Source organism: Micromonospora sp. CPM1 (genome assembly GCF_023896895.1).
Taxonomy (GTDB): Bacteria; Actinomycetota; Actinomycetes; order Mycobacteriales; family Micromonosporaceae; genus Micromonospora; species Micromonospora tulbaghiae.
This window is the reverse complement of sequence record NZ_JAMHIU010000009.1, coordinates 16,550-32,967: the sequence shown is the minus strand read 5'-3', so window position 1 is coordinate 32,967 and position 16,418 is coordinate 16,550. Positions and strand designations below refer to the sequence as shown.

Here is a 16,418-nt window from a genome sequence, read left to right as displayed (position 1 = left end):
ACATGGCCCGCAACGAGTTCCGCTTCGTGGTCGACGGCGTCGACCTGAGCCCCGAGCAGCAGACCCTGATCGCCGCGGAGATCCAGAAGGCCGGCCTGGCCGCGCTGCGTACCGCCGACGCCAGGCTGACCAACCCGCTGACCGTCGGCCACGGCAACATCAAGCTGCGTCCCGAGTGGTACGGGCTCTGGGTCATCGACGGCCCGTTCGCCCAGGACCTCGGGCAGAAGATCAACGACATCGGGTTCTGGATCCAGCGGTGACCGACGCCGCCCGGCCGGCCGGCACGCCGGAGCGGATGTGCCCGAGCACCCCGGCGTCCAACGCCACCGTGTTCCTCGGCATGATCACTCCGGCGGGCCGGGTGGCCTACGTGACTCCGGCCGTACCGGCCGAGGTGGCGCTCGCCGGGCTCGGTGACTCCGATGAGCCGATCGAGTCGCGGGCCCGGCTCGCCGGCCCGTGCGTCACCTCGTCCTGCGGCTTCTGGACCGGCTCGCACTGCGGGCTGGGCGCCCGGATGGCCGCCTCGTACGCCGAGACCGCCCCGCCCGCCGAGGAGACGCTGCCGAAGTGCGCGATCCGGCGTACCTGCCGGTGGTTCGCCGAGCAGGGACCGGCCGCCTGCCCGGCGTGCGCGCACGTCGTGACCGACGCGCGGCTCTGAACGCGTCCCCGTTTGTCGGACCCTTCGACTAGCGTCGTGAGGTCATGGAGCCGAGGTTCGGCGAACACATCATCGGGCGGGAGCATCCCGCTGCGCTGCTGCGCGCCGAGGTGGCCCGGCTGGTCGACAGCCACGGCGGTCTCGTCCTGGTCACCGGCGAGCCGGGCATCGGCAAGACCACACTGGTCTCGGCCGCCGCCGACGAGGCCCGCCGCAGCGGAGCGCTGGTGCTCGGCGCCGCCTGCTGGGACTCCGACACCGCCCCCGACTACTGGCCCTGGGTGCAGGTGCTGCGCCGCCTGGCCCGGTCCGCCGACGACCCGCGCGCGGTGCGGGAGGCAGCCGACGCGGGCCTGGCGGCGCTGCTGGGCGAACGCACGGCGGGCGACCGTCGTCGCGGCGGGCCGGCACCGGCAGGCGACGTGGCGGCCGAGCCGGGCGACGCGGCCGAACCCGGTGACGCCGACGCGCCGGGTGACGCGGGCCGGGCCGAGTTCGACAGGCACGACGCGGTGACCGCCGCCCTGGTCGCCGTCGCCCAGCACCGGCCGGTCGCCGTGATCCTCGACGACCTGCACTGGGCCGACCCGGCGTCGCTGCGGCTGCTCCAGTTCGTCACCCAGCACGCCTGGTTCGAACGGTTGCTGCTGATCGGCACCTACCGGGACGCCGAAGTCGAATCCGGCGAGCATCCGCTGCGGCCGTTGCTGCTGCCGCTGACCGCCAAGGCCACCACAGTCACGCTCGCCGGGCTGGGCCGCGCCGAGGTGGCCGCGCTGATGGCTCGCACCGCCGGCCGGGAGCCCGCTCCGAGCCTGGTCGACGAGGTGCACCGGCGCACCGGCGGTAACCCGTTCTTCGTGGAGCAGACCGCCCGGCTCTGGCACACCCACGGCCTCACCGACACCGTCGCCCCGGGCGTGCGGGAGGTGGTGCGCCGCCGGCTCGACCAACTGCCCGCCCCGGTGGTCGAGGCGCTCACAGTGGCCGCGGTGCTCGGCCGCGAGTTCGACAGGGGGACGCTCGCCGCCGGCGTACCCGCTCCCGTCGCGCAGATCGACCGGCTGCTCGGTCGCGCCGCCGCGGCCCGGCTGGTGCTGCCCCGCAGTGACGGCCGGTTCGTCTTCGTGCACGACCTGGTCCGCGAGACGCTCTACGACGGGCTCGCCGAGGACGAGCGGCGGGCCCGGCACGCGGCTGTGGTCCGGGCCGTCGACCGGTCGGACGCGCTCGCCGGCCCGCTCGGCCCGGCCCACCTGGCCCGGCACGCCTGGCTGGCCGGCGCCGAGCTGGAGCCGGAACGCGCCGGTGACCTGCTGCTGGCCGCCGCCCGCGACGCCGGAGGCCGGATCGCGATGGACGAGTCGGTCCGGCACTACCGGCGCGCGCTGGAACTGACCGGCGAGCCCGGCCGCCGGGTCCGGGTGCTGCTGGAACTGGCCGGGCTGCTGTACCACGCCGGCCCGCCGGCCGAGGTCGAGCGGCTGCTGGCCGAGGCCGCCGCGCTGGCCCGCGAGCTGCCCGATCCCGGCGTGCTGACCCGGGTGGCGCTCATCGCGCACCGGCAGCACTCCGCCACCCGCCGCCGGCTCGACGCCGCCGAACTGGTCCGCGAGGCGTACCGGCGGTTGATCGCGGAACCGGAGCCGGAGCGGCCGGTACGCGCGCTGGTCACCGACCTGATCACCGCCACCGAGACGCTGGCCCGGCACGGCCGCGACGACGAGGCGCTCACCTTCAGCCTGTGGGCCCGACACGACACCACCTGGGGGCTCGGCACCGCGCAGGAGCGGGCCGTGGTCACCGCCGAGATCCGGGAGGTGGCCCGCCGCAGCGGCGACCGGGAGACCGAGCTGTGGGCCACGGCGCTGCGCTGGGTCGCGCTGCTGGAGCTGGGCGATCCGGGCTACCGGCAGGAGCTGACCGCGTTCGTGACCGGCGCGCGACGCGACGACGTGGCCCGGCAGCGGGTGGCGGCGATCGCGGACACCGCCATCATCGCCGCCTTCCAGGGCGACCTCGCCGCCGCCGAGGCGGGCTTCGCCGAGGCGGAGAGCTACCGCGAGCCGGGGCACTCCGACCACGCGTTCATGACGCACCACATGCGCTGGTCGATTCTGCTGCTGTACGGCCGCCTCGCCGAGGCCGAGGCGGTGCTCGACCGGGTGGGCACCGGGCACCCGCAGGCCGAGCTGCTCCGGGCGATCACCGCGGCCGAGCGCGGCGACGCGGCCACTGTGCTGCGGCTCACCGCCGCGATCGAGGCCGCGGGCACCGCGTACCCCCGGTCGGTGTCGCCGCTGTGGCTGCGCCTGCGGGCGCAGGCGGCGGCGGTGGACGGCGACCCGGCGCGGTGCGCGGCGGTGCGGGCCGACCTGGCCCCGCACCGCGGGCAGTGGGCGGCGGCGTTGTTCGGCTGCGACATCGGCGGCCCGGTCGACTTGTGGCTGGGCGGTGTGGACGCGGCCGAGGGCCGGTGGGACGCGGCGGTCGACTGCTACGCGGCGGCCCGGGAGGCCGCCGACCGGCTGGGCGCCCGGCCCTGGTCGGTGCTGGCCCGGGCCGGTCTGGTGGGCGCCCTCGCCGGACGGGACGGGCCGGGCGACGCGGCCGAGGCGCGGCGACTGCGGGCCGAGACGGTGGCCGAGGCGCGGGCGCTGGGAATGGTCCAGGTGGTGGACCGGCTGGGCGCGGCCGGTCCGGTCCCGGCGGCGGCGACCGCAGTGGTCCCGCCCGCGGCGGCCCGGCTCGGCGCGGGCGCCCCGGCCCTGGTCGCCGCGTCGTCGCAGCCCGGCCGCCGGACCGCGTCGGGTCTGTCCCGGGCGGGTGTGGTCCACGGGCGGTCGCCCGACCCCGGCGCGGGCGGTGCGGACGTGGTCCGGCCCGAGTTCCGGCCGGACGGGCCGGTGTGGCGCCTCGCGTACGACGGTGTCGTGGTGCACCTGCCCGACGCCAAAGGGCTGCACGACCTGCGCCTGCTGCTGAGCCGGCCCGGCGCGGACGTGCCCGCCGTCGAACTGCTCGACCCGGCGGCCGGTCCGGAACTCGTCGCCGCGCGCCGCCTCGGGGCCGATCCGGTGCTCGACGACGAGGCGAAGGCCCGCTACCGCCGGCACCTGCGGCGGCTCGACGACGAGATCGACCGCGCGGCGGCCCGCGACGACGGGCGGCGGCTGGCCGAGCTGGACGCCGAGCGCGCGGCGCTGCTCGACCAGTTGCGGGCCGCGGCCGGGCTGGCCGGGCGCACCAGGCGTCTCGGTGACCAGGCGGAACGGGCGCGCAAGGCGGTGACCGGCCGGATCCGGGACACCCTGCGCCGCATCGACGAGCGGCATCCGGCGCTCGCCGCCCACCTGCGCGAGTCGGTCACCACCGGCGGCGCCTGCCGCTACCGGCCGGCCGAGCCGGTGCCCTGGCGGCTCTGACCGGCGAGGTGGCGGGGCCGCGCGGACCCCGCCACCGTCGTCACGTCAGCGGCGGTTGTAGCGGTACATCGTCAGCGTGCCGAACACGACCACGAAGACGGCGCTCCAGAGCAGCATCCACATGGTGCTCGGGCCGTCCATCGAGCCGGCCATCGCCGCGCGGACCGAGGTCACGAGCTGGGTGATCGGGTTGACCTTGACGAACGCCTGCAGCCAACCGGGCATGGTGGACGGGTCGACGAACACGTTGCTCAGGAACGTCAGCGGGAACAGCACCATCATGCTGGTCCCCATCACCGACTTCTCGCTGCGCAGCACCAGGCCGAAGAACGTCCACACCCAGGAGAACGCGAACGAGAAGACCACCAGCAGCCCGATCCCGGCCAGCACCCCGAGCAGCCCGCCGTCGGGACGGAAGCCGAGCACCACGCCCACGGTCAGGATGACCACGGCGGCCAGGACGTAGCGCAGCACGTCGCCGAAGATCATCCCGACCAGCGCCGCGGGCCGCCAGACCGGCAGCGTACGGATCCGGTCGAAGACGCCCTTCTCGATGTCGCTGTTCAGCCCGACCCCGGTGTACATGGTGATCATCACGACGCTCGTGACCATGATGCCGGGCAGGAAGAACTGGAGGTACGCACGCGGGCTGTCGGCGAGCGCGCCACCGAACAGGTACGTGAACATCAGCACCATGATGATCGGGAACGCGGTCACGTCGAACAGCTGCTCCGGCACGTGCTTGATCTTCAGCAGCGCGCGCCAGCCGAACGTCAGCGACGCCGACAGCGCGCTGGGCCGGGCCGGCCGCTCCGCCGGGGCGAGGACAGTGGCCAGCGCCTCGGCGGACGGCATGTAGACGGACGGCGCCCGCCCGGTGGTGATCGCGGTGTCGCTCATCGCGCCGCCTCCAGTTCGTCGTCCCGCTCGTCCGCCGGGACGGCCGGGTGGTCGGTCAGAGCCAGGAAGACCTCGTCCAGGCTGGGCTGGCCGAGGGAGAAGTCGTCCACCACGATGCCGGCGGCGGCCAGCTCGCCGAGCGCCCGCGCGGCCTGCGTACCGGCCTCCAGGTCGGTGCCGTGCTCGCCGACACGAGCGGTCAGCGCCGCCGGGTCCGCGGCGAGCTGCACCGGTACGCCGAGCGACGTCCGCAGCACCTGCTCGGCCTGCGGACGCTGCCCCGGATCACGCAGCCGGATGTGGACGCTGCCCGCGCCGATCGACGCCTTCAACTCGCCCGGGGTGCCCTCCGCGATCACCCGGCCGTGGTCGACCACAGCGATCCGGCCGGCGAGCTGGTCCGCCTCGTCCAGGTACTGCGTGGTCAGCAGCACAGTGGTGCCGTACGCGACCACCGCCCGCACGATCGCCCACACCTGGTTGCGGCTGCGCGGGTCCAGCCCGGTGGTCGGCTCGTCGAGGAACAGCAGATCCGGGGTGTTGAGGATGCTCGCGGCGATATCGATGCGCCGCCGCATCCCGCCGGAGTACTTCTTCACCTGCCGTCCCGCCGCCTCGGTCAGCCCGAACGCGGCCAGCAACTGCTCGGCCCGGTCCCGGGCGCCTGCCCGGCCCAGCCCGAGCAGCCGGCCCAGCAGGACCAGGTTCTCCGCCCCGGTCAGGTCCTCGTCCAGCGAGGCGTACTGGCCGGTCAGGCTCACCCGGGCACGCACCGCGTCGGCGTCACGCACCACGTCGTGCCCGAAGACCCGGGCCGTGCCGCCGTCCGGGCGCAACAGCGTCGCCAGCACCCGTACGGCGGTGGTCTTCCCGGCGCCGTTCGGGCCCAGCACGCCGTAGACGGTGCCGGCGGGAACCCGCAGGTCCAGCCCGTCGAGTGCCCGGGTCGAACCGAAGGACCGGACCAGGCCCTCGGCCTCGACGGCCAGGCCGGTGTTCCGGTTGCTCATGAATCGCTACCTCTTTCGTCGGTGTGGTGTCAGCAGGCGTACGGGCGCGCCGCACCAGCCCTCGCGCAATGCGAATCCCAGTAAGCACAGCCCGTCGAGGAGCAGTCGGACGTCCTGTCCGATCCGTTACCCAGAGTGGGCGAGGGCTTGCCGTTGAGCAGGCCAATGCCGACACCCCCGTACCGTCATCGCGGTGCAGCGCGGCGAAGACCGTCCGAAGTTGGTCGACCGCGTGCGCGCCGGTTGACCGGCAGCTGTACGAGACAAAGCCGACCGGCGTGGTCCTGCCATTCGTCGTACGCGACGCCTATCGCCTGTTTCAACGAGGCCGGGAAGCTGTGGTTGCACGCCGGTGTCACCACCACGAACGCTTCCGCGAGCGCCCTTTGCTCCGCGAACTCCCGCACGCCATGCGTGGGCTCGGGGGCAGGATGGCCGAGAGGTCGTATGGGTCCCGTCGACTTCGCGTACGTCGAGCCCGCGTGGCGGGGCGCCTGAGCGAGGAATCAGAAGCTTTTCCCGGGCGCTGCCGATGATGACGGCAAGCCGTAACAGCGTCATGCTGTCCTCCTTCGCTTCCGGCCTCACTCCTCAGGCGCCAGACGAGCCGCTAGATCAGATCTGGCGCGGCATCCCACGCGAGGATCGCCGGTGGACAACCGGCATTGGTCGATTCTCCCCTTGGTCGCCTGAACCGCCGATTCGCCTCCTTCGTACTACCGGATGGTGTGGGCGTTGGCCGAGTGGAGACTGGTGCTGCCCAAAAAAGGGATTCATCGAAGAGTGCCGATAACGATACGGTAACGACTGCGGTGGGACATGGATGGTCAATGTCCGGAGGGGCGGCTGGTCGGGTGCTCCTGAGGTGCGCAGATCTCATCGCGCGTGGCGTTTGTGGTCCGTCCTGGTGTGCCCTCGGGGCCTCGACAGGTGGCAGACCCTGTAGCAGGGTGTTGCTCTCTGCATACGGTGTGCTCTTGGTTGGGGGCGGAATTTCATGGGTCACCGCTGGGCGAGGACGGCAATGAACCTGATCATTTGCGTCGTGGCCGCACCTCTGGTGATCCTTGCCGGCAGCACGGGATGGCTGCGCCACCAGTTCGACGCGCAGGGCGGCTGGCTGGCCACCCATGGCGATTGGCTGGAAGGGACGGCGCGCCTGTTCTTCCTCGTATTGGCTGTGGGAATTGCACTCCTCATGTTTGGCCGGCTGCGTGAGCGGTTGGCAGGGGAAACCAAGGTCGTGGAGACGCCAGTGCTGCCGTCGATCTCCACGCTCCGGCGGCTGCAGGCCGCTGCGGTGGACGGCTACCAGCAGGACGCGGATGCCGTTGCCTTGTTCGTCGAGCTAATAGTCGATCCGGGAAAATTCCGGTCCCGATTGACTGAGGCGATCGATCATGACGAACGTGCGGTAGTGCAGCAAGTAACCGTCTCGTTCTCGCTGCCTCTGCTGGACGCCGACGGTCCCCTCTACCTGCCGGTCCTCCAGCCACTCAAGGGTGAACTCGTGGACAACTTCCATATCCGCTCGGCGGCAGGTGATTCTCTGACCACCTTGTCCTACGAAGAGTCAGTTCAGTTGGCGGCTGCGGGCCTTCGCCTGTTGTTGGCGCGGATGGCCCCCAAGGCAACAGAGCTGGACGAGGCCCTGCGACTCGCGGAGTGGGCGTTGCTACAGATCATCGCCACCCGGGGTCCTCAGGTCTCACCGAGCGAGGCCGCAGCTGCCAACGGCAACATCTGGGATCTCTGTGCGGAGGTGGCCGAGGAGAAAATGGACGCGATCCTGGACGGCATCGCCTTCCCCGATGACGAAAGTCAGCGTTGCGTTCGTAAGTACGTCGCGGCGCTCAGCTCGTCTTACCCCATCATCGCTGTCGTTCCGCCGGCAGAACTTGTCAGTCGTCGGGTTCTCGTGAAGTACGAGCGCACTTACATCCCGTCCTCGCTTACCGCCACATGGCGGGGCTTGCTGCGGCTTGGCCTCGGCTTGAGGCCCGATCAAGTTGCCGTCCCGCTCGACCTGGCGCTGACGGCGGACAGCTACCACCTGCGGGTAAATGCGCCGGCGAACAAGTACGTTTTGAAGCAGGTTTTGCAGTGTCGACACTGCGAATCATTGGTTGAGCGGAATTGGCGAGGGAGGCGGCCCATCGGCAAGACGGACAGATGTGCGCATGAATCCGGCCATGCCACCCAGTCCGGCCACCACTTCCGGGTGCGTCGGAAGCGTGGACAGAACTTTGTTCACGTCTATCTACGTGGGTATGCTCGCCAGTCGCCGAAGATGCGAGACCTCGCGTTGTTAGCTCGCTTCAAAGAGACGCCGCCCGGCGCACGTGGCCGCGCGGCCGTGACAGCTCTCGCGACCACCCTATTGGTGGCAGTCGTTGGAAATCTCGTCAACACGCCTCAGGGTGCACAGGTGGGCGGCCTGCCGGCGCTGATGCTGGCGTTGCCGGCGATCGCGGCCTCCTGGTTCGGCATGACCGGGGATCGTGAGACGCTGGTCGGCGGTTCTCTCCTGGCGCGTCTTTCTCTGATCACCAGTGGCATCGTTTCCGTGGCGGCCGTGGTCCTGTATCTGGGCACCTCGTCGACGGGTGCCACCACGACTACCCAAAACGACGACGTCCCCGCCCCGCTTACTTTCGTTGGAATCACTGACTGGCGCTGGATCACGTTGTGTGCCCTGTCGGCTCTCAACCTGATCTACATCTCCTATCGGTTCTCTCTGAAGCTCGTGCACTACAACGACCTGATCAAGCGCAAGGATCTCGGTGCGGGGGAGTTCGCATGGAGATGATGAGAACAGGAGTGAAAGTGGACCCTTCGCACGAACCAGAGCCGAACGAGGACAGTCCTGGTGACGGCGAGCAGGCTGACCGAGGGGGGCAACCCGAGAAGTACGTCGTTGACGACGCGCTGTGGGTGGTGCCGTCCAGCAACTACGTCGACCCCGGACCGCCGCTTGAGACCAGTCTGTTCGACGACCGCGGACGGCTCGATGATGCTTGGCGGTTGGCCATAGACAGCCTCCAAGCCGAAGCCGACGAGTCGGAGGAGCGCCGAAAGGAGATGGAGACGAAGGCGCAGAAGCTGATCGACGAGGCCGAGCGCTCGGCTCAGGATTTTGTGGACCGCCGACTCAAGCGCCCGACGTCAGACACGGAGGCCGCGCCTCCCGGTATCACCGGCCACCCGGTGCGGGCCGGGGTCGGTCGGGTAGCGAAAATTACCCGGCGGCTTGTGCTCCGGCACGGATGAGTCGCATCGATCGGGAGCGTCGGCCAGTTCTGCGCCCTCGTCTATTAACGGTCAGGCTGCCGAGTCCAGCCGGGTCCGCTGCTCGGCGGTCAGCTCCAGGTCGACAGCGGCCAGGCTCTCCTCCAACTGCGCCACCGAGGAGAAACCGACCAGCGGGATCGACGGCTGGTCCCCGCCCATCAGCCAGGCCAGCACCACCTGGTTCACTGTGGCGCCGGTCTCGGCGGCGACCGCCCGAAGCGCCGCCAGCCGGGCCGGGGTGGCGGGCACCACGTACTCCTCGCCGAGCCGCTCCGGCCGGACGTACGCGCCCTTCAGCAGCGGCGAGTACGCGACCAGCGTGAGCTGCGGCTCCGTACGCAGGTAGCTGAGCAGGTCGGGGCCGACCCAGCCGACGTCGCCGTCCGGATCCAGCTCGCTCGGCACGTCCAGCCGCCGGGGCAGGTAGCTGCGGTGGTACTGGAGCACCTCGTACCCGGGCAGGCCGGCCGCGGCGGCGAGCGCGCGGGCCCGCTCGACCCGCCAGGCGCGGTGGTTGCTGGCGCCCAGCAGCCCGACCGTGCCCTCGGCGACCAGCTCGGCGAAGCCCTCCACGGTCTCCTGTATCGGGATCGTCCGGTCCTCGATGTGGGCGTAGAGCAGGTCGATCCGCTCGACGCCGAGGCGCTCCCGGCTGCGTTCGGCGGACTCGCGGATCACCTTGGCCGACAGCCCTTCCGGGTTGTCGACATAGCTGGTGCCCGGCGCGAGCGGGCGGGCACCCAGCTTCGTGGCGATGACCACCTCGCCGCCGATGCCGCGGCTGCGCCGCCAGCGGCCGAGCAGCTCCTCGCTCTCGCCACCCTGGCCCCCGTTGTGCCAGAAGGCGTAGTTGTCCGAGGTGTCGATGAAGGTGCCGCCCGCCTCGACGTACCGGTCGAGGACGGCGAACGAGGTGGCCTCGTCGGTGGCGGTGCCGAACAGCATCGCGCCGAGACTGAGCACACTGACCTCGCGGCGGGTGGCCGGGTCCGTGCCGATGGTGCGGTAGCGCATGTCTTCCTCCCCGTCGGAGCTTTGCCGGTCACCCTGCCCCTTCGAGTGCGCGCGAAGTCAACAAGCGGAGGGGCCCCGGTCTCCCGGGGCCCCTCCGACGTGTGACTGCTCAGTTCGGGATGTAGTCGAACTCGTCCGGGTTCGGGCCCGTCCGGCCGGCCTCGCCCCGGTCCAGCGAGGTGAGCCGCTCCATCGCGGCGTCGTCGAGCGTGAAGTCGAAGATCGCGAAGTTCTCCTCGATCCGCTTCGGGGTGGTCGACTTCGGGAAGACGATGTCGCCGCGCTGCACGTGCCAGCGCAGCACCACCTGGGCCGGGGTCCGGCCGACCTGCTCGGCCACGTCGACGACTGTCGGATCGTCGAGCACCTTGCCCTGCGCGATCGGCGACCAAGCCTCGGTGAGGATGCCGTGCGCCTTGTCGTACGCCCGCACCTCCTCGTTGCCGAGGTAGGGGTGCGCCTCGATCTGGTTGACCGCCGGCACCACGTCCGCCTCGGCGGCCAGCCGCTCCAGGTGCGCGACCTGGAAGTTGGACACGCCGATCGACCGTACGGTGCCCTCGCGCCGCAGGTCTTCGAGCACCTTCCAGGTGGAGACGAAGTCGCCGTCGTAGCGGGTGGGCAGCGGCCAGTGGATCAGGAACAGGTCGAGGTAGTCGAACTTCAGCTCCCGCAGCGACTGCTCGAACGCCTTGCGGGCGTCGTCCGGGCGGTGGAAGCCGTTGTTCAGCTTGCTGGTGACGAAGACCTCGCCGCGGTCCAGCCCGGAGGCGCGCAGCGCCTGGCCCACCTCCGCCTCGTTGCCGTACATCTGGGCGGTGTCGATGTGCCGGTAGCCGACCTCCAGCGCGGTGCCGACCGCCCGCACGGTGTCCTTCGGCTCGATCTGGAAGACGCCGAAGCCGAGCTGCGGGATGGTGTTGCCGTCATTGAGTGCGATGTCCGGAATGGTGTTCTGGGCCATGAGAGCCTCATCTCCGATCGTGCGATGCCCGGGGGCGCGTCCGTGCCGACTGCCCCCCGGCCGTGCCAACCGGATGTCTCTACCCGCTCGCCACGCTTCCTCACATCGGGGACGAGCGTCAACCCCAGATCGAGCGCGCCCACTCGGGGTGGTCGACGAACGGGTTCCGGTTGCCCTGCCAGCGCTCGTAGATGCGCTGGTTGCGGCGCTTCTCGAAGGCGTCCGGCGGATCCTGGTCGTTCCAGGCCAGCAGCTTCGACAGCCGCCCGAGCCGGGGCGCGGAGCCGTTGGAGACCGAGTCGTTCGGTTCCAGGTCCGGCCAGCCGTCGCCGCCCTCGTACCGGATCGCCATGTAGAGGATCATGCGGGCCACGTCGCCCTTCACCGCGTCGCGCGGCTCGAACGAGTCGGCGTCGGTGTAGCAGCCGGGCGCCTCGGCCACCGTGCCGCCGCCGGCGTCGAAGTCCTTGTTGCCGCGCAGCGAGTTGACCGACACGTCCTCCGGCCGCAGGTGGTGCACGTCGGTGCCGGGGCCGGTGGCGGTGCCGAAGTCGCCATGCGACTTGGCCCAGACGTGCTCGCGGTTCCAGTCGTTCGCGCCGCCGCCGTTGCTGGTCTTGCTCTGCGAGCGTCCGCTGTAGAGCAGGATCACGTTGGCCGGGTTGGCCGGATCCTGGTCGGTGTCCTTGAGCGCGTCCCACACCTGGTCGTAGCTGAGCTTCGTCTGCACCTTGATGATGCCGTGCAGCGCGGTGCGCAGCGCCGGCCCGGTCCGGCCGACCGCGGCCGCGTAGTATGCGTCCGGCACGGCGGTGCCGGTCGGGCTCGGGGTCGGCGTGGGGCTCGGCGTGGCGCCGCCGCCGAGGCTCATCGCGGTCGGGTTCTTCAGCCCGCCGTGGCTGAAGTACGCGGTGAGCGCGCCGGTCGCGGTCACCTGCCGCCCGCGCAGCGACGGGTTGGTGAGCAGCCCGAAGGTGCTCCGCCAGGCGGCCGTCACCTGCACGTAGAGCATCCGGCTCGTGCCGGTCTCGCCGGCCTGGTCGGCGAGGGCGATCGCGGTGTCCGCGGTGAAGCCGGAGGTGAGCACCGTGGTGGTGGCGGTGGGCTGGCCGATGACGTAGCCGGTGACGGTGGCCGTCCGGCCGTCCTGGGCGGCGAGCGCCTGCGCCACGGTCAGGGGCGTCGCGGCCGACGCGGCGCCGGTCACGCCGAGCGGGATCCCGACCGCGACGGCGAGCACGACCGCCGCGATCAACCGCCCGGGTCGCGAGCGGGTGACGCGCTTCATATTCATGATCAGCGATGCTAGTCGGAATGTGGTCAACTGCGGGAGGTCAGCGGGCCGACTTTTCGTCCCGGCCGGCCTCGAACAGCACCGGCCACGGCCGGGCCGCCGGGGCGAGGAGCGCCGGTCCGCCCTGTTCGTCGGGCGCGGCGAGCGTCTCGGTGGCGAGGTGGCCGAACATCGGCGCGGCCGGGTGCGCCGCCCGGATCGGCCAGGCCGCGGAGATCCGCCGGACCAGCGGCGCGCCGGCGATCGGTCGCCAGGCGATACGCGGTTCCCGGCGGGCCAGCACGGCGGGCTCGACGGCGACCGCGCCGCCGGCCAGGAGCAGACCGAACAGGAACTCCGGGTTGCGCGCGGGGCGGACCCGGGCCGGGGCGAAACCGTGCTGCCGGCACACGGTCAGCAGATGCTCGTGCCAGCCGGGCGCGGTGACCGGCGGCGCGGTGACCAGATCCATGCCGGCCAGGTCGGCGAGCGCGATCTCCCGCGGCCGGGCCAGCGGAGAGGCCCGGGGCAGCAGCACACCCACCGGTACGTCCACCGGCTCGCCGAAGCGCAGCCCGGCCCCGTCGACCGGATGGTGCAGCAGGCCGACGTCCAGCCGCCCGTCCGCGAGCATCCGGTGCTGCTCGGCGCTCGTCAGTTCGTGCAGGTCGAGGGCGAGCCCGGGTGCGCGGGCCGCGAGCGCGTCGAGCAGCGCGCGCAACGTCACGGCCGGGGTCTCCGGGGGTACGCCGGCGCGCAGCACCCCGAGCGCGCCCCGCCGGACCCGCTCGGCGAGGTGACGCAGCCGGCGTTCACCGGCCAGCAGTTCGTCGGCCTCGCCGAGCAGCAACTGGCCGGCGGTGGTGAGGCCGACCTGGCGCTGCGACCTGTCGAACAGGGTGACGCCCAGCTCCCGTTCCAACCGCTGGATCGACTGGCTCAGCGGTGGCTGCGCCATGCCCAGCGTCTCGGCGGCCCGGCCGAAGTGCAGTTCCCGGGCGACCACCACGAAATGCCGCAGGTGCCGCAGCAGATCCATCCGGGCACCCTAGCGTCGCCGCTGGTTACCGTGTCGGCGTGGATGCGGGGGAGCGGGTCGCGGAGATCTTCGGGCGGGCCGGGTTGCGAGGTTGCCTGCACGTCGTGGACGTGGACGACCCGGCCGGCGGTGACGTGGCGCTGCGCGCCGACGAGCAGATCGTCATCGCGTCCATCTTCAAGATCATGCTGGTGCTGGAGTTCGCCCGGCAGGCCGCCGCCGGGCAGCTCGACCCGACCGAACGGGTGGTGGTCGGTCCCGCCGACCGGCTCGGCGGCTGGGGTGTGGCCGGCTGCGCCGACGACGTCGAGATCTCCCTGCGTGACCTCGCGTACCTGGCCATGTCGGTGAGTGACAACACGGCGGCCGACCTGCTGCTGCGCCGGGTCGGCGCGGACGTGCTGCCGATGCTGGCCGCGGAGCTGGACCTGCCGCGCACCCGGATCGTCGGCGGCCCCCGGCAACTCGTCGAGACGATGCTCTCCGACGTGGGCGCACGTACCGAGGCGGACTTCGCGCGGATCTTCCCCACCCTGTCGCCCGAACGGATCCGCGCGATGCGGGTCTTCGACCCCGAGCACACCAGCTCCAGCACCGCCCGCGAGCTGACCCGGCTGCTCCGTCTGGTGTGGCGGGACGAGGCCGGGCCGGCGCCCGCGTACGCCATGGTCCGGGAGCTGATGGCACGGCAACTCTTCTGGACCCGGCTGGCCGCCGGCTTCCCACCCGGGGTCCGGGTCGCCGGGAAGACCGGCACCCTGCCGGGACTGCACCTCGAAGCCGGCGTCGCGGAGTACCCCGACGGTCGCAGGTATGCGATCGCGGTGGCGGTACGCACGCAACGGCTGGCCGCCCGCCGGATCGACGTGGACCTGGCGATGGGGGAGGCGGCCCGCACCGCTGTCGAATCGTTGCGCTGATCCAGCTCGGCGCATCGGCGTTGACCTGCGGTGATATCGGTCCGGATATCGGTCGTTGCGCTCGTCGATCTTGGACACCGGCGTCAGTCGGGTGGTGGGCTGGGCCTACCGATCACCGATCCCGAACGGGGAGGACGACACATGCCCGAGAACCGGCCGTCCGGCTACGCCCGCCGTCGATTCCTGCGCGACACCGCCGTCGGCGCCGCCGCCGTCTCCACCGCCGGACTCGTCACCGCCGCCCCGGCGGAAGCCGCCGGGCCGAGCCCTGCCGCCGCGCCGAGCCGCGCCGCCGGCGGTACGCGACGCGGCGGCGCGGTGAGCTTCCGCTGGTGGGGCACCTCCGGCTGGCGCATCGACATCGGGGACCGGACGGTGCTCGTCGACCCGTACCTGAGCCGGTACGACACCGGGCTGTTCCGCAAGGCGTTCGACCCCGGCACCCCGCTGACCGTGGCCGCCGACGTGGTCGACCGGCTCGCCGACCGGGCCGAGAACATCCTCGTCACCCACACCCACTGGGACCACTTCAACGACGTGCCGCACATCGCCGCCCGGACCGGCGCCCGGGTCTTCGGCACGCTCACCGCCTACCACCTCGGCCTGGCGTACGGGCTGCCGGCCGGGCAACTGGCCCCGGTCAAGGGCGGCGAGGTGCTCGACTTCGACGGGTACACGGTGGCGGTGGTCGGCTCGCTGCACAGCCGCAACGCCACCTGGTCGATGGCCTTCCCCGGGGTACGGGTCAGCCGGCCGCCCCGTCCGGAGACGATCGCCGACCTGCCCGAGGGCGACACGCTGGCGTACCAGATCCGGATCGACGGCGGGCCGTCCGTGTTCTTCATGGGCGCAAGCGACTTCGACGAGCGCAAGCTGAGCGGGCTCGCCCCGGACGTGGCGATGGTCGCGTCGGCGTCCACCACGGCCACCGCCGACTACGTGCCCCGGCTGATGGCCGCGCTGGATCACCCGAAGGTCGTGGTGCCGGTGCACTGGGACAACTTCGAGACGCCGCTCACCAACCCGCCGACTGTCGCCGCGAACGACCGGGAACGCCTCGACGCCCTCGTCGCCGAGGTGCGCCGGGTCTCGCCGCGCAGCCGCGTGCTGGTGCCCGAGTACCACACCGCGTACCGGTTCTGACGGCGTCGCTCAGGAGGCCGCCAGCCGGGCGTAGACGTCGCCGGAGCGACCGGCCGGGCGGTACGTCTCCAGCAGACGTACCAGCTCGGCCGCGTCCAGCCACCGGTCGCTCGCGAACCGCATGGTCTCCACCGGCGAGTAGTTGTAGCGGTAGCCGCCCGCCGTCACGCCCAGCCGTTCCACCAGCTCCAACGCGGCCAGCGCGGCGTCGTGCGCGGGCGGCAGGTACTCGAAGGACAGCCCGCGCACCGGGTGACTCAGGCCGGACAGCACGTCGACCTCGAAGCCCTCGACGTCGACCTTGCAGAACGCCGGTACGCCGTGCCGCTCGATCAGGTCGTCCAGCGTCACCACCGGCACCTCGACCGACCGGTCCCACCGGACCCCGGCGAAGCTCGGGTCGGCGGTGACCGACTCGATCCACGACGACGACATGGTGGACACCGTCGGCGTCGCGCTGGACAGCTCCAGCCGCGCGCTCCCGGACCGCGCACCGACCGCCGTCGGCTCGATCGTCACGTCGGCGTCCCGCCCGAAGCCCAGGCGCAGCACCCGCAGGCAGTCCGGCTGCGGCTCGACAGCGACCACCCGCGCGCCCAGCCGCCGCCAGGTACGCACCCGGCCGCCCACGTGGGCGCCGATGTCGAAGCCGAGGTCGCCGGGGGAGAGGAACTGCCCGTAGAGCTGCCGGGCACGCCGGTGCTTGGCCGGCTGACCGTGGTAGACGGCCAGGGAACGGGTGATCCCCCAGGCCCGAGCGAGCATCGTCACG

General features: G+C 71.9%; 15 protein-coding genes. 7 read left to right on the top strand and 8 right to left on the bottom strand.

Going from position 1 to position 16,418, the window contains the following annotated elements:
* Positions 1–2: 2 nt before the first annotated feature.
* The 3 genes from M8C11_RS12905 to M8C11_RS12895 are packed head-to-tail and all read left to right on the top strand — an operon-like array spanning position 3 to position 4,092.
* Entirely contained in the window at positions 3–263 is a 261-nt protein-coding gene (locus M8C11_RS12905; RefSeq protein ID WP_091418956.1) for a hypothetical protein, read from the top strand.
* Entirely contained in the window at positions 260–667 is a 408-nt protein-coding gene (locus M8C11_RS12900; protein WP_091418959.1) for a hypothetical protein, read from the top strand. The genes M8C11_RS12905 and M8C11_RS12900 overlap by 4 nt, the downstream gene beginning before the upstream one ends.
* Before the next feature lie 44 nt (positions 668–711).
* Complete coding sequence (locus M8C11_RS12895) at positions 712–4,092, top strand: AAA family ATPase (RefSeq protein ID WP_252449687.1); 3,381 nt, start codon at positions 712–714, stop codon at positions 4,090–4,092.
* A gap of 45 nt (positions 4,093–4,137) precedes the next feature.
* Here M8C11_RS12895 and M8C11_RS12890 read toward each other — a convergent pair whose 3' ends face one another.
* The 3 genes from M8C11_RS12890 to M8C11_RS12880 form a co-directional block, all read right to left on the bottom strand.
* A complete protein-coding gene (locus M8C11_RS12890) occupies positions 4,138–4,992 on the bottom strand; it encodes an ABC transporter permease (RefSeq protein ID WP_252449686.1) in 855 nt (284 codons plus the stop codon).
* Entirely contained in the window at positions 4,989–6,002 is a 1,014-nt protein-coding gene (locus M8C11_RS12885; protein WP_120571448.1) for an ATP-binding cassette domain-containing protein, read from the bottom strand. The genes M8C11_RS12890 and M8C11_RS12885 overlap by 4 nt, the downstream gene beginning before the upstream one ends.
* 185 nt (positions 6,003–6,187) lie before the next feature.
* Positions 6,188–6,361 (bottom strand): hypothetical protein, encoded by a 174-nt coding sequence (locus M8C11_RS12880; RefSeq protein WP_252449827.1) that lies wholly within the window; start codon positions 6,359–6,361, stop codon positions 6,188–6,190.
* 665 nt (positions 6,362–7,026) lie between these two features.
* Here M8C11_RS12880 and M8C11_RS12875 point away from each other — a divergent pair.
* Together M8C11_RS12875 and M8C11_RS12870 are read left to right on the top strand one after the other, a co-directional pair.
* The gene (locus M8C11_RS12875; protein ID WP_252449685.1) at positions 7,027–8,811 is read left to right on the top strand and encodes a hypothetical protein; all 1,785 of its coding nucleotides are present in this window, start codon (positions 7,027–7,029) and stop codon (positions 8,809–8,811) included.
* Entirely contained in the window at positions 8,802–9,272 is a 471-nt protein-coding gene (locus M8C11_RS12870) for a hypothetical protein (RefSeq protein WP_252449684.1), read from the top strand. The genes M8C11_RS12875 and M8C11_RS12870 overlap by 10 nt, the downstream gene beginning before the upstream one ends.
* Before the next feature lie 51 nt (positions 9,273–9,323).
* On the opposite strand, the gene M8C11_RS12865 is transcribed toward M8C11_RS12870, so the two are convergent.
* From M8C11_RS12865 to M8C11_RS12850, 4 genes are all read right to left on the bottom strand, one after another.
* The gene (locus M8C11_RS12865) at positions 9,324–10,307 is read right to left on the bottom strand and encodes an aldo/keto reductase (protein ID WP_252449683.1); all 984 of its coding nucleotides are present in this window, start codon (positions 10,305–10,307) and stop codon (positions 9,324–9,326) included.
* Positions 10,308–10,416: 109 nt separating this feature from the next.
* Positions 10,417–11,271: an aldo/keto reductase gene (locus M8C11_RS12860; protein ID WP_252449682.1), complete on the bottom strand. Its 855-nt coding sequence runs from the start codon at positions 11,269–11,271 to the stop codon at positions 10,417–10,419.
* Positions 11,272–11,389: 118 nt separating this feature from the next.
* Positions 11,390–12,565: an endonuclease gene (locus M8C11_RS12855; protein ID WP_252449681.1), complete on the bottom strand. Its 1,176-nt coding sequence runs from the start codon at positions 12,563–12,565 to the stop codon at positions 11,390–11,392.
* 40 nt (positions 12,566–12,605) lie between these two features.
* Positions 12,606–13,583 carry a LysR substrate-binding domain-containing protein gene (locus M8C11_RS12850; protein WP_252449680.1) on the bottom strand — a complete coding sequence of 326 codons (978 nt, stop codon included), beginning with the start codon at positions 13,581–13,583 and terminating at the stop codon, positions 12,606–12,608.
* Between the two features lie 38 nt (positions 13,584–13,621).
* Between M8C11_RS12850 and M8C11_RS12845 the strand changes: the two genes are divergently transcribed.
* Both M8C11_RS12845 and M8C11_RS12840 read left to right on the top strand, forming a co-directional pair.
* A complete protein-coding gene (locus tag M8C11_RS12845; RefSeq protein WP_252449679.1) occupies positions 13,622–14,503 on the top strand; it encodes a serine hydrolase in 882 nt (293 codons plus the stop codon).
* A 141-nt stretch (positions 14,504–14,644) separates the two neighbouring features.
* The gene (locus M8C11_RS12840; protein WP_252449678.1) at positions 14,645–15,646 is read left to right on the top strand and encodes an MBL fold metallo-hydrolase; all 1,002 of its coding nucleotides are present in this window, start codon (positions 14,645–14,647) and stop codon (positions 15,644–15,646) included.
* A gap of 9 nt (positions 15,647–15,655) precedes the next feature.
* Here the strand turns inward: M8C11_RS12840 and M8C11_RS12835 are convergent, their stop codons facing one another.
* Complete coding sequence (locus M8C11_RS12835) at positions 15,656–16,411, bottom strand: FkbM family methyltransferase (protein WP_252449826.1); 756 nt, start codon at positions 16,409–16,411, stop codon at positions 15,656–15,658.
* Between the last annotated feature and the right edge of the window lie 7 nt (positions 16,412–16,418).